The sequence below is a fragment of the Streptomyces paradoxus genome, assembly GCF_014202475.1.
Taxonomy (GTDB): Bacteria; Actinomycetota; Actinomycetes; order Streptomycetales; family Streptomycetaceae; genus Streptomyces; species Streptomyces paradoxus.
This window is the reverse complement of the sequence record NZ_JACHGV010000005.1, coordinates 346,750-358,982: the sequence shown is the minus strand read 5'-3', so window position 1 is coordinate 358,982 and position 12,233 is coordinate 346,750. Positions and strand designations below refer to the sequence as shown.

The 12,233-nt window shown below is 71.7% G+C and carries 11 protein-coding genes; 8 read left to right on the top strand and 3 right to left on the bottom strand.

The window, feature by feature from the left end; genetic code table 11:
* Complete coding sequence (locus HNR57_RS19265; protein WP_246554745.1) at positions 1-504, top strand: glutathione peroxidase; 504 nt, start codon at positions 1-3, stop codon at positions 502-504.
* Between the two features lie 85 nt (positions 505-589).
* Positions 590-1,459: a MerR family transcriptional regulator gene (locus tag HNR57_RS19260; RefSeq protein WP_184561241.1), complete on the top strand. Its 870-nt coding sequence runs from the start codon at positions 590-592 to the stop codon at positions 1,457-1,459.
* Between the two features lie 116 nt (positions 1,460-1,575).
* On the opposite strand, the gene HNR57_RS19255 is transcribed toward HNR57_RS19260, so the two are convergent.
* The 3 genes from HNR57_RS19255 to HNR57_RS19245 form a co-directional block, all read right to left on the bottom strand.
* A complete protein-coding gene (locus tag HNR57_RS19255) occupies positions 1,576-1,767 on the bottom strand; it encodes a DUF397 domain-containing protein (protein WP_184561240.1) in 192 nt (63 codons plus the stop codon).
* A 197-nt stretch (positions 1,768-1,964) separates the two neighbouring features.
* On the bottom strand, positions 1,965-2,822 hold the full coding sequence (gene relB / locus HNR57_RS19250) for a type II toxin-antitoxin system RelB family anti-toxin (protein ID WP_184561239.1): 858 nt from the start codon (positions 2,820-2,822) through the stop codon (positions 1,965-1,967).
* Between the two features lie 264 nt (positions 2,823-3,086).
* Positions 3,087-3,842 carry a GOLPH3/VPS74 family protein gene (locus HNR57_RS19245; RefSeq protein ID WP_184561238.1) on the bottom strand — a complete coding sequence of 252 codons (756 nt, stop codon included), beginning with the start codon at positions 3,840-3,842 and terminating at the stop codon, positions 3,087-3,089.
* Positions 3,843-4,077: 235 nt separating this feature from the next.
* Here HNR57_RS19245 and HNR57_RS19240 point away from each other — a divergent pair, with 235 nt between their 5' ends.
* The 6 genes from HNR57_RS19240 to HNR57_RS19215 all read left to right on the top strand — a co-directional run bounded on the left by HNR57_RS19240 (position 4,078) and on the right by HNR57_RS19215 (position 12,187).
* Positions 4,078-6,525, top strand: a complete 2,448-nt coding sequence (locus HNR57_RS19240) for a D-alanyl-D-alanine carboxypeptidase family protein (protein WP_184561237.1) — start codon at positions 4,078-4,080, stop codon at positions 6,523-6,525.
* 132 nt (positions 6,526-6,657) lie between these two features.
* Positions 6,658-8,553, top strand: a complete 1,896-nt coding sequence (locus tag HNR57_RS19235; RefSeq protein WP_184561236.1) for a DUF8823 domain-containing protein — start codon at positions 6,658-6,660, stop codon at positions 8,551-8,553.
* A gap of 99 nt (positions 8,554-8,652) precedes the next feature.
* The gene (locus tag HNR57_RS19230) at positions 8,653-9,768 is read left to right on the top strand and encodes an ADP-ribosylglycohydrolase family protein (RefSeq protein ID WP_184561235.1); all 1,116 of its coding nucleotides are present in this window, start codon (positions 8,653-8,655) and stop codon (positions 9,766-9,768) included.
* A 114-nt stretch (positions 9,769-9,882) separates the two neighbouring features.
* Positions 9,883-10,287 carry a GntR family transcriptional regulator gene (locus tag HNR57_RS19225; RefSeq protein ID WP_184561234.1) on the top strand — a complete coding sequence of 135 codons (405 nt, stop codon included), beginning with the start codon at positions 9,883-9,885 and terminating at the stop codon, positions 10,285-10,287.
* Positions 10,284-11,180, top strand: a complete 897-nt coding sequence (locus HNR57_RS19220; RefSeq protein ID WP_184561233.1) for an ABC transporter ATP-binding protein — start codon at positions 10,284-10,286, stop codon at positions 11,178-11,180. The genes HNR57_RS19225 and HNR57_RS19220 overlap by 4 nt, the downstream gene beginning before the upstream one ends.
* Entirely contained in the window at positions 11,177-12,187 is a 1,011-nt protein-coding gene (locus HNR57_RS19215) for an ABC-2 membrane transporter-related protein (RefSeq protein WP_184561232.1), read from the top strand. The genes HNR57_RS19220 and HNR57_RS19215 overlap by 4 nt, the downstream gene beginning before the upstream one ends.
* Positions 12,188-12,233 lie beyond the last annotated feature (46 nt).

Sequence of the window (12,233 nt, the reverse complement as noted above, 5' to 3'; positions counted from 1 at the left end):
ATGACGACTACCAACGGTTCCTCTCCCCTCGACGTCGAGATCGGTGCGCTGCAGGGCGGCCCGGCCGACCTGTCCCAGTACGCGGGCAAGGCGGTGCTCGTGGTGAACGTCGCCTCCAAGTGCGGCCTGACCCCGCAGTACACGGGCCTGGAGAAGCTCCACGAGCAGTACGCCGCGCGCGGCTTCTCCGTCCTCGGCGTGCCCTGCAACCAGTTCCTCGGGCAGGAGCCCGGCAGCGCCGACGAGATCGCCGAGTTCTGCTCGGCCACGTACGGCGTGACGTTCCCGATGACCGAGAAGGTCGAGGTGAACGGCGAGGGCCGGCATCCGCTGTACGACCGCCTGACCGGCTTCGCGGACGCCGAGGGGCACAGCGGTGACATCCGCTGGAACTTCGAGAAGTTCCTCATCGGCCGCGACGGCCGGGTCGTGGCGCGCTTCTCGCCGCAGACCGAGCCGGACTCCGCGGAGGTCGTGGCGGCGATCGAGGCCGAGCTGGCCTGACGTCCCGCGGCTTGACCTTGCCCCTGGGGCAGGCCCGAGCGTCCTCGTCGTCGGGCGGAAGAGCCGCCCGACGACGGAGGATGCCATGGTGGACGGACCTGAACGGAACCTGGAACTGTTCACCATCGGGGCGTTCGCCGCGCGCGCCCGGCTCTCGGCCAAGGCCCTGCGGCTGTACGACCGGCTGGGCCTGCTGGCCCCGGCGCACGTCGACGAGGCCACCGGCTACCGCTACTACCGCGCCGGCCAGGTCGAACGGGCCCGGCTCGTGGCGATGCTGCGGCAGCTGGACATGCCGCTCGCCCGGATCGCCGAGGTGGTCGAGGCGGGCGACGGGGCCGGGGCGGCCGAGCTGCTCGGCGCGTACTGGGCGGATGTCGAGGCGCGGGTGGCGGGGCAGCGGACGCTTGCCGAGTACCTCCGTGGACGGCTGTCGGGGAGGAGCTCCGAGATGTACGGGAAGTTCACGGTCGAGACGGTGGAGGCACCCCCGCAGGTGGTGATCTCCGAGAAGCGGCACACGCTCGCGGACGAGCTGCCGGCGTGGATCGGGGCGGCGCTGGGCCGGCTGGAGGAGGCGGCCCGGGAGTGCGGAGGCGTGGCCGGGGTGCCGTACGTCGCCTATCACGCGGAGGTGTCGATGGAGAGCGACGGCCCCGCGGAGGCGTGCGTGCCGGTGGCCGACGAGGCGGCGGCCCGGGCGTGGGCCGAGCGGCGGGGCCGGGCGTGGGAGACGGCGGTCCGGGTGGAGCCGGCCCGGCGGCTGGCGTACACCAGGATCACCAAGGCGCAGGTGGCGCACCCGCAGATCCTGGCCGCTTTCGAGGCGGTGGAGGAGTGGATGGCGGAGCGGGGGCTGACGGCGACCGGCCCCTGCCGGGAGCTCTACTTCGCGGACTGGGCGGCGGCGGGACCGGAGGACCCGGTGTGTGACGTGGCGTTCCCGGTGAGCTGATCCCCCCTCGGGTCCTGCTCAGGCCCGCGGGCACCAGGGAGCCCTCTCGGCAAGGACGGCGATGCTGGTCGAGAGGGCTCTGTCGGTGGTGCTCGTGGTGCGGTCGGTCTCGCGCCTCAGGCCTTGACCGAGTCCACGAAGGCGTTCCACGCGGCGGCGGGAAACGCCAGCTTGGGGCCCTCGGGGATCTTGGTGTCCCCGAGCTCCAGGGCCTCTTCGACGGTCGACCTGACCATCACGCACGCGCCGTTGTTGTTGGTGTAGGAGGACGTCGTCCACGTTTCCGTGGCGCCCAGACGAATTGCCATGTTCGCTCCGTTGCCAGTTGCGTTTACGCCAACCCGTGCTGGTGGTTGGCGTGATCGACGCTACTCGCCAACATCTCCGTTCGGAGCAGTCATTCACTCGACTGGATGGCATATTCCAGGGGAGACTTCCAGTCAGGCGTGTCAGGGGTGTAACATCCCGCGCTTTGCCCGACGGAAAGTCATCCTCCGGCGGCGGCTCAGCGCGCGTACTCCTTCGCCACGCGCTCGATGAGCTGCCGTGACTGGTCCACGTTCAGCGCCTGTGCCCGCAGGTGCTCGTACATCACCGTGTACTTCTGCACGTCGAGCGGCTTCTCCAGGTAGAGGTCGCTGGTGACGCCCTCGATGTAGACGACGCTGGAGTCGGCCGCGTCGGCGAACTCCAGGATCGAGTACTGGCCGTTGATGCCGGCGTGCGCGCCGACCTCGAACGGCAGGACCTGCACGGTGATGTGGGGCAGCTGTGACATCTCGACGAGGTGCTCCAGCTGCTCGCGCATCACCGGCCGGCTGCCGACGATCCGGTGCAGGGACGCCTCGTCCAGGACCACCCACAGCCGCAGCGGTTCCGTGTCGGCGGTGATCCGGCCCTGCCGGCGCAGCCGGACCTCGACGCGCTTGTCGTTGTCGGCCTCCGACGCCTCGGGCGAACCGCCGCGGATGATGGCCTCGGCGTACGCACGGGTCTGCAACAGGCCGGTGATGATCTGGGGTTCGTAGACGCGGAGCGACTCGGCGTCCGTCTCCAGGCCGATGTAGACGCTGTAGGGGATGTCCCCGAAGGCGTGCCACCAGCCCTGCTGCCGGGAGTCCTTGGCCATCTGCATCAGCGAGTCGACGATGCGCTGGTCCTCGACCTCGTAGACCCCGCACAGGTCGCGCACGTCGCGCTGGCTGATGCTGCGCCGCCCGTTCTCCAGGCGGCTGATCTTCGACTGCGACACCAGCAGCCGCTCGGCCACCTCTTCGGCCGTCATGCCCTTGAGCTCACGGAGCCTGCGGAGCTCCTGGCCCAGCCGGCGCCGCCTGACGGTGGGATTGACATTGGACGCCACGGGACGTGCACCTCCGGCTGCGTGCCTCTACTTTGCGTTTCTGCTGTTGAGCAGACTGCCACCAAGGTGCTTACTACCGCTGGGAAACGGTGGATATGCGACGGGTACACGCCAGTTCGGACACGGCACGCCGAGCGGGGCGAAGAGAGTGTGCGCTCTCTTCGCCCCGCTCGGACAGCGGCTCCCGTGACCGGGTCGTGGGTCCCGTGGTGCGTGTGCCGGTCGTAGGTCGTGCTGGTGCCAGTCGCGCCGGTGCGGCGCGGCTCAGTGGGCCACGGCGCGGGCCATGCTTCCGTGGCGCGGCTGCATCGGGACGCCGCGGGCGGGTTCCGATGCGGGCCTGGCCGTACCGGCGGCCGGACGGCCGGACGGTGCCGGGCTGCGGCGCGGCTGGGCCGCGACGCCGTTCTGGACGTCCATCACCGCGTGCGCGACGAGACCGCCCATGGGGTCGTGCCTGATCAGGTCCCTGAGCCGGGAGCGAGAGGAACGTCCCTCGTTGCCCGGGTACAGGTGCTTGCCGAGGCCGACCGCGTGAGCGAGGGCCGCGAGGGCCGCGGTCCGCGGGTCCGGCGGTACGCCGGTGCGGATCGCGGAGTCCAGCCGGGCCCTGATCTCCCGGCTGATCTCGGTGTCCGTCGCCTGATAGCGAGTCGTCGGCAGCACTCCGCACATCTGGCCGGCCACGGCATGCACCATGCCGCACCGCTCCAGATGCGAGAGGTAGGTCTGGCGCAGCCCGAGACGCGGCCCGCCGATCCAGTGGACGGCACGCACGGGAGCGCCACGCCTTCGCAGCAACTCCAACGCGCAGTCCAGTGTTGGATCTCCAGTCGGCCGTGGTGCCACCACGGCGATACGATCCCCGTCTGGGGCTATCCGTCCGGCCAGCGCCAGCTCTACTAGCTGTGCTCCGGCCAGACCGAGGTCGAGCGACTGCGGCTGTGCAGTGGTACCCGTGGCCGGGTCCAACGCCAGCAGCAGAAGCTCCTCCGGAAGTGTTCTGCGGCTCCTGCCCATCCATGCCTCCCCGCGTGGATGAAAGACAGGGTGACCCCTCTCACATTGGTCTGTCGAGGGTGCGTGACCGGTTCGTAGTGGAACCAGTAGGTATGTCGTTCTCGTCTACCGGATGGGTTTGGCCCGCACACAGGACACTGGTACATGGTTCGGACAGCGCCGGAGCGGTGTCACGGGCGGCGGTTCACGGTTCGGTACGCGCACGCGGGGCATGCGGCGCGAGGAGGAGGCATCGGTGGCGGGCGAGTCCCCCGACAGGTCGAAGCAGCGCGAGTCGTCGGCACAGAAGACGTCGGGGAGCGCGAGTCCGGTTCCGGAGGCCAGGAGCGAAGTCGCCGACCCGCGGCTCGCGGTGGCCCGGGACCCGGAGAGGTCCGCCGCGCGGGGCGGTGCCGATACGGCGACCCGCGTGCTGTCCACGCGGACGGCGCAGGAGCCGGAGAACACCGAGGACGACGCCGAGCGGGTCGACGGCGACTCGGGCCCCGAGGGAGCCGACAGCGACTCGGGCGCCGAGGACGCGGCGGCCGACGCCGGGCAGGACGCTTCCGGCTCCTCCGAGGGATCCGGGAAGTCCCGGGAGTCCGAGGAGTCCGAGGAGTCCGAGGGCAGTGACGGGCGGCTGCGGGATGCCGTCGCCGCGTGGGTCGCGTCGGCGGACGGGGGCGAGCCCGCTGCCGCCGAGAACGCGGAGAAGGGCGGGAAGGCCGAGAAGGCAGATGCGGACGCCGAGGAGACCGACGCGGACGCCGACGCCGACGCCGAGGACGACCGTGCGGACGAGCCCGCGGAGGCCGGCACGGACGCGGAGGACGCCGAGGAAGCCGAGGATGACCAGGAAGCCGCCGAGACGGCGTCCGAGGGCTCCAGGAGCGGCCAGGGTGACGCCGACGAGCCCGAGGCGGACCGTTCCGCCAACGCCGACGACGAGGACACGACCGAGGCGGAGACTGAGGCTGAGCCGGAGGCTGACGAGCAGACCGACGACGGGGACTCCGAGCCCTCGGCCCCCGTTGCCGACAACGACGTCAAGGGCCGGACCCCGGACGACGACGCCGACGACGCCGACGGCACCCCCGCCGAACCCCCCGTCGACCAGCCCACCGCCGTCTTCAAAGCCGTACGGCCTCCGGTGGACCAGCCCACCACCATGCTGAAGCTCGGGGACAGGGCCAAGGACCTCCCGAAGTCGGACCTCCCGAAGAAGGACGTTCCGCAGAAGGACGCCCCGACGAAGGACGTTCCGGAGAAGGACGCCGAGCGGACCAGCAAGTTCGTCGCGCTCAAGCCGCTGGACGACCCGTCGGCGAGGAAGCCGGCGGCCCCGGCGGCGGCCCCGGCCGACGCCACCGCGCCCGTCCCCACCGTCGGCCCCGAGCGGACCACGCAGCAGCCCCTGCCGCCCAAGCCGCCGCTGGATCTGCTGGCCGAGCTGACGAACACCCCGCCGCCCCCGGAGACCCCGCTGCGGACGGCGGCCCGGCGGGTGAAGATCTGGACGCCGCTGGTGCTGCTGCTGGTGGTCGTCTTCGCCGTCGTGCAGAGCGTGCGCCCGCTCCCCTCGCCCACGCTGGAGCTCACCGCCGAGGACAGCTACACCTTCGAGGGCGGCAAGGTCGACATTCCCTGGCCCACCAAGGGCCAGGCCGCGCTGGACGTCCAGGGCATCGGCACGTTCGGGTCCTCCGGCGAGCAGAAGCCCGTCCCGATCGCGAGCGTCGCCAAGGTCATGACCGCCTACGTGATCCTGCGCGATCACCCGCTCAAGAGCGGTGCGGACGGCCCGAAGATCCTCATCGACCAGGCCGCCCAGGACCAGTCCGACGCCGGCCAGGAGTCCACCGTCGACGTGACCAAGGGCGACCGGATCACCGAGCGGGAGGCCCTGGAGAGCATCCTGATCGCGTCCGCGAACAACGTGGCGCGACTGCTCGCCCGCTGGGACGCGGGGTCCGAGAAGGCGTTCGTGCAGAAGATGAACGACGCCGCCGAGGACCTCGGCATGAAGAACACGACGTACACCGACCCGTCGGGCCTGAACAACACGACCGTCTCCACGGCCGTGGACCAGGTGAAGCTCGCCAAGGCCGCCATGCTGCAGCCGGCGTTCCGCGAGGTCGCGACGATGATGTCGTACGTCGACTACAAGCAGAAGAAGCACGACAACTGGAACCGCCTGGTCGGCTACAACAACGTCACCGGCATCAAGACCGGCACCACCACCTCGGCGCTCGGCAACCTCGTCTTCGCGGCCAAGAAGGACGTGAACGGCGAGACCCACCGGATCATCGGCGCGGTCGTGCGCCAGCCCGCCGGCGGCCCGGACAACACGATCCTGGGCGCGGCTCTCCACGAGGGCGACAAGCTGATCCGGGCCGCGCAGGGCGCGCTGGAGTCGGCGACGATCCTGAAGAAGGGCGACGTCGTCGGGTACGCCGACGACGGTCTCGGCGGGCGTACGCCGGTCGCCGTCACCGAGGACGTCACGGCCGTCGGCTGGGCGGGTCTGTCCGTCAAGCTGACGTTCGCCGCGGACGACCTGCCGCACACGGCCGAGGCCGGCACGAAGGTGGGCACGCTCACCGTCGGTGACGGCACCACCAGCGCCGTGAAGGTCCCGGTGGCCCTCCAGAAGGACCTGGTGGAGCCGGGCTTCGGGGCCAAGCTCACGCGCCTCGGCTGACCCGGGGCGCGACCCGCACCACCGCACTCCGCCGGTAACGGCCCGTCCGGGCGCCGCCCGGCGGGGTGCGTGCTAGCGTCCCGAACCGGGACAGGCCGAGAACAGAAGACGGGACACGGGGAGTGCCTTCGAGTGGCCACTGCGGAGCCGACACGCGCAGACGACGCCGAACCGGGCTCGGTATCAGGCCCGCGAATACGCCTGCCCGAAGCACCGGAAGCCGACGCGCCGAAAGCCAGCGCGGCTGACGGCAACGCGTCCGAAGACGGCGCGCGCGACGACGGCGGGGCGGGGTTCGAGTGGCCCGCTCCCGTACTCGCGCTGCGTGAGCGCATGCTGCGGCACCCGGTCCTGTCCGTCACGGGCCTGGCCGCGGCGCTGCACATCCTCTGGTTCTTCACGTTCGCGAACAGCGGTGGCGACCTGGCCGCGCAGGACGCGTGGGCCGAGTTCGTCGGCCGGCACCCGGACTCGGCGTACAACCTCGCCTGGTACGGCGGGATGCACCCGGTGTCGTACAGCATGGTGTCGCCGTATCTGATGTCGGTGCTCGGCGTGCGGACGACGATGATGATCGCGGGCACGGTCTCGGCCGGTCTGCTGACGCTGCTCCTGCTGCGCAGCCGCTCCGTCCTCAACCCGCTGTGGGCGTCTCTGGCCGGTGTGTTTGGGCTGTTCTGCAACGCGGTGTCCGGGCGGGTGACGTTCGGTCTCGGCATGATGTTCGCGCTCGGCGCGGTCGCCGTCGTGTTCTGCTGGCCGTACCGGTGGCGCTACAAGCGCTGGGCGAAGGCCCTGAGCGCGGCGCCGCTGGCCGCGCTGGCCACCATGTCGTCGCCGGTCGCGGGCCTGTTCGTGGGCCTGGTGGCGGTGGCGCTGTTCCTGCAGAAGCGGCGGCCGGGCGCGTGGGCGCTGGGCCTGGCGCCGACCGCGGTGGTGGCGGTGTCGGCGTGGCTGTTCCCGTTCTCGGGCACGCAGCCGATGATGATCGGCTCGGTGCTGCTGCCGCTCGCGTTCTCGGTCCTCGCCTACGTGCTGGTCCCGCGGGAGTGGAAGACGGTCCGGCTCACGGCCGCGGTGTACGGCCTGGGGGTCGTGCTGGTGTGGCTGATCAGCTCCCAGATCGGTTCGAACATCACGCGGCTGGCGATGCTGTTCGCCGGGGTCGCGCTGGTCGCCGCGCTGCCGTTCACGGTGCCGCGCAGCCGCAAGTGGTACGCGGCCGTCGTGGCGCTGTGCGGTTTCGGCGTGTGGATCGGCTTCAAGACGGTCGACGACATCGTGCACACGGCCCCGGCGGCGTCCTGGTCGCGCGAGCTCGCGCCGCTCGTCAACGAGTTGCAGGAGGTCGGCGCCGAGAAGGGCCGGGTCGAGGTCGTCCCGGCCCGCTCCCACCGTGAGGCCTCCGCGCTCGCCCCGTACGTCAATCTGGCCCGCGGCTGGAACCGCCAGGCCGACATGGAGCGCAACCCCCTCTTCTACGACGACACCCTCAACTCGGCGAACTACCACGAGTGGCTGAAGCGCTGGGCGGTGCACTACGTCGTGCTGCCCAAGGGCGAGCCGGACGGCGACGGCGGTCAGCGGGAGCGGGCCCTGGTGCGGCGCGGGCTGCCGTATCTGACGCAGATCTGGGGCGACGCCACCTGGCAGCTGTTCAAGGTGAGCGCCCCGACCCCGCTGGCCGAGCCGAACGCGGTGGTCGACCGGGCCGAGCAGGGCGAGATGGTCCTCCAGGTGAAGAAGGCGGGCCGGATCCTGGTCCGCATCCCGTACTCGCCGTGGCTGAGCGTCGTCGACGCGGAGGGCAAGAGCCTGAAGCCGCCGCAGGAGACGGAGGAGTCCCGCAACCGCCCCGAGGGCGAGCCGAAGACGTACGTGAACGTCAACGGCTGCCTGACGGAGACGGAGGAGGACGCGCAGGGCGACAAGTGGACGGAGCTGCTGGCCCCGAAGGCCGGCACGTACCGCCTGGCGGCGCCGTACCAGCTCCCACGGGGGACGCCGTGCCCGGAGGAGCTGCGCTGAGCCGGTCGGCCCGCTCTGCATCACCCCTCTGAACCACCTTTCCCGTTCGATTACAGTGCTGAGCTGTCGTACGTATGGACGGTGCCTGGGGAGGTCAAGGTGGGTGCGACTGCCGGCGCCGTCTGGGGCCGTACGGAGCAGCAGGACTTCCGCAGCCGGGTGCGCGGGACCCTGCTCGGCGTGGCCGTGGGAGACGCGCTGGGCACGCCGGTCGACGGGCTGACCATCGGCGGGATCCGGGAGGCGCACGGGGCGGAGGGCCTGGTGGACCTGGCCCCCGCCTACGGCAGACGCGGCGCCGTCACGCACCTCACCCAGCTCACCCTGTTCTCCGTCGACGGACTGATCCGGGCCCAGGTCAGGCGGGACACCGGCGCCTGGCATCCGCCGACCGACCTGCACCGGGCGTATCTGCGCTGGGCCGCCACCCAGCGCGACTGGGGGCCCGACGAGCGCCGCAAGGAAGACGGGTGGCTGGCGCGGGAGGAGTGGCTGTACGCGCGGCGGGAGCCCAGCCGCGCGCTGCTGCTGGGCCTCGGCGACGAGACCATGGGGACGCCGGAGGCGCCCAAGAACCCCGGTGAGGCCGGGCCCGAGGCCGCCGCCCGGTCGGCCCCCTTCGGGCTGCTGGTGGGCTGGGAGCCGCAGCTGGTCGCCCAGCTCGCCGTCGAGTGTGCGGCGCAGACCCACGGTCATCCCACGGCGGCCCTGGCGGCGGGCGCGTACGCGGTGATCGTGCATGCGCTGGCGCTGGGCGAGAGCATCGACGCCGCCGTGCAGCGGACCTTCGGGCTGCTGGCCGTCCGGCCCGGGCACCAGCCGGTGTCGGAGGCGCTGCAGCATGCGCTGGGTGCCGTGCGGCAGGGCATGCCCGGCCCGGAGCGGGTGGCCGAGCTGAGCGGGGCGGGTACGGCGGAGGGGCTGGTCGCCGCCGCCGTGTACTGCGCGCTGGTCGCGGCCGACGTCCGGCACGGGCTGTGTCTCGCCGTGAACCACGACGGCCCGTCCGCGGCCACCGGCGCGCTGACCGGCGGCCTGCTCGGCGCGCTGCACGGGGAGACGGCCCTGCCGCCGGGCTGGCTGGCCGAGCTGGAGGGCCGTCCGACCATCCTGGAACTCGCCGACGACTTCGCCATGGAGATGACCCAGGGCCCGGCCCTGCACGGCCCGGCCGGCTCGTCCCCCGGCTGGCTCGCCCGCTACCCGCGAGCCTGAAACCCTCCCGCTCCGTCCCGCGACACGACGCCGGACGGACGAGCGGTATCCCGACCATCACACGCCTTGCCGCATGGCCGGCGTAGAGAGCTATAGTGCTAGGCAACTAGATAAATGGAGGAACTGGTGATTGAGTTCCACCTGAACAGCCGGTCCGGCCTGTCCCCGTACCAGCAATTGGTCCAGCAGGTACGGCACGCGCTGCGCCTGGGGCTGCTGGAGGAGGGGGACCGGCTGCCGACGGTCAAGGACGTGGCGAAGCAGATGGCCGTCAACCCGAACACGGTGCTCAAGGCGTACCGGGAGCTGGAGCACGACGGCCTGGTGGCCGCCCGCCCCGGCGTCGGGACGTTCGTGACCCGGACGCTGGCCGACGGCACGCTCGCCGCGCACGGACCGCTGCGCAAGGACCTGCAGCGCTGGCTGACCAAGGCCCGCCTGGCCGGGCTCGACGACGAAAGCATCGAGGCACTGTTCACGAGCACGTTTCGTGACGCCGCCGGAGAGGACGTGGCGTGAGCGCCGTCTTACGGGCCCAGGGCCTGGGCAAGAGGTACAAGCAGCGCTGGGCGCTGCAGAACTGCGACCTGGACGTCCCCGCCGGCCGGGTGGTCGGCCTGGTCGGTCCCAACGGCGCCGGCAAGTCGACCCTGCTGAAGCTGGCCTCCGGGATGCTGACCCCGACCGCCGGCACCATCGAGGTGTGCGGTGGCCGTCCTGCCGCGGGTGTGGAACAGCTGGCCAAGGTCGGCTTCGTCGCCCAGGACACCCCGACCTACTCCGGGCTGAGCGTCGCCGACCACCTCGACTTCGGCAAGCGCCTCAACCCGAACTGGGACGACGCCGTGGCACGCGACCGGATCCGTCGCCTCGGCCTGGATCCCGAGCAGCGGGCGGGCAGGCTGTCCGGCGGCCAGCGCGCGCAGCTCGCTCTCACCCTGGGCATCGCCAAGCGCCCGGAACTGCTGATCCTCGACGAGCCGGTCGCCGCCCTGGACCCGCTCGCCCGACGGGAGTTCATGCAGGACCTGATGGAGGCCGTCGCCGAGCACGAGCTGAGCGTCGTGCTCTCCTCCCACCTGGTCTCCGACGTGGAGCGGACCTGCGACTACCTCATCGTCCTGGTCGACTCCCGGGTGCAGGTGGCCGGCGACATCGACGACCTGGTCGCCTGCCACCACCGGCTCACCGGACCGCGCAGGGACCCGGACACGCTCCCGGCCGGTCAGCACGTCATCACCGCCAGCCACACCGACCGGCAGACCACCCTCCTGGTGCGCACCGGCACCGCGGTCCACGATCCGTCCTGGACCGTCAGCCCACTCGGTCTGGAGGACGTCGTCCTGGCCTACATGACCCGGCCCGCCGACGCGGTGCGTGACACCCGGCCCGCGCTGGAGGTACTCCGATGATCTGGCTGACCTGGCGCCAGTTCCGCACCCAGGCCGCCGTGGTCTTCGCCGCCGTGGCAGTCCTCGCCGCCGTCCTCGCGGTCACCGGCCCGCAACTGGCCGACCTCCACCGGACGGCCGGCAGCGGCCTGGTGGACCGGGTCTCCGGTTCGGACCAGAGCCTCTACTACACCGGGCTGCTGGTCGTGCTCGCCGTGCCGGCGGTCATCGGGATGTTCTGGGGCGCCCCGCTGATCTCCCGTGAACTGGAGACCGGCACCCACTACCTCGCGTGGAACCAGGGCGTCACCCGCACGCGCTGGCTCGCGACCAAGCTGGGCCTCGGTGCGGCGGCCTCCATGACCGCCGCCGGACTGACCAGCCTCGCGGTGAGCTGGTGGAGCAGCCCCATCGACCGGGCTGTCAACGGCGGCGGCGCGACGGACACGTACTTCCCGCGGCTCGACCCCGTGGCCTTCGCCGCACGGGGTGTCGTCCCCATGGCCCATGCCGCCTTCGCCTTCGTCCTGGGCGTCGCCCTCGGCCTGGTCCTCCGCCGCACCCTGCCCGCGATGGCCACCACGTTCGCCCTCTACGTCGCCGTCCAGCTCGTGGTGCCGCTGTGGATCCGGTCCCACCTGGCCGCCCCGGACCGGACCACCGTGCCGATCGAGCCCGACGGCGCCCCCATCAGCGTCCAGGACGAGGCCGGGCAGATCATCGCGCACCTCGACGACGTGCCCGGGGCCTGGGTCACCTCCCAGCAGACGCTGAACGCCGCCGGTCAGCCCGCCCCCGTGCCGTCGTCCTTCCCCGACTGCCTGCGCACCGAGTCGGGCCCGCCCACCCTGCAGCAATTCGAAGGCTGCATCGCCGACCTCGGCGCCCTGGGCTACAAGCAGCAGGTGACGTACCAGCCCGCCGGCAACTTCTGGGCCCTGCAATGGGCCGAGACCGGGCTCTACCTCGGCCTCGCCCTGGCCCTGACGGGGTTCTGCGCCTGGTGGATCCGCCGCCGGGTGACCTGACGGACGCAGGTCCCGCCTCTGTGCGGTCGTGCCGGGCGGCGCGCCT

What these genes read in the sequence shown, in the direction of transcription:
- HNR57_RS19260 (WP_184561241.1), top strand. Translation starts at nt 590, where the DNA reads ATGGTGGACGGACCTGAACGGAACCTGGAACTGTTCACCATCGGGGCG.
- HNR57_RS19265 (WP_246554745.1), top strand. Translation starts at nt 1, where the DNA reads ATGACGACTACCAACGGTTCCTCTCCCCTCGACGTCGAGATCGGTGCG.
- HNR57_RS19255 (WP_184561240.1), bottom strand. Translation starts at nt 1,767, where the DNA reads ATGGCAATTCGTCTGGGCGCCACGGAAACGTGGACGACGTCCTCCTAC.
- HNR57_RS19245 (WP_184561238.1), bottom strand. Translation starts at nt 3,842, where the DNA reads ATGGGCAGGAGCCGCAGAACACTTCCGGAGGAGCTTCTGCTGCTGGCG.
- HNR57_RS19215 (WP_184561232.1), top strand. Translation starts at nt 11,177, where the DNA reads ATGATCTGGCTGACCTGGCGCCAGTTCCGCACCCAGGCCGCCGTGGTC.
- HNR57_RS19225 (WP_184561234.1), top strand. Translation starts at nt 9,883, where the DNA reads ATGGAGGAACTGGTGATTGAGTTCCACCTGAACAGCCGGTCCGGCCTG.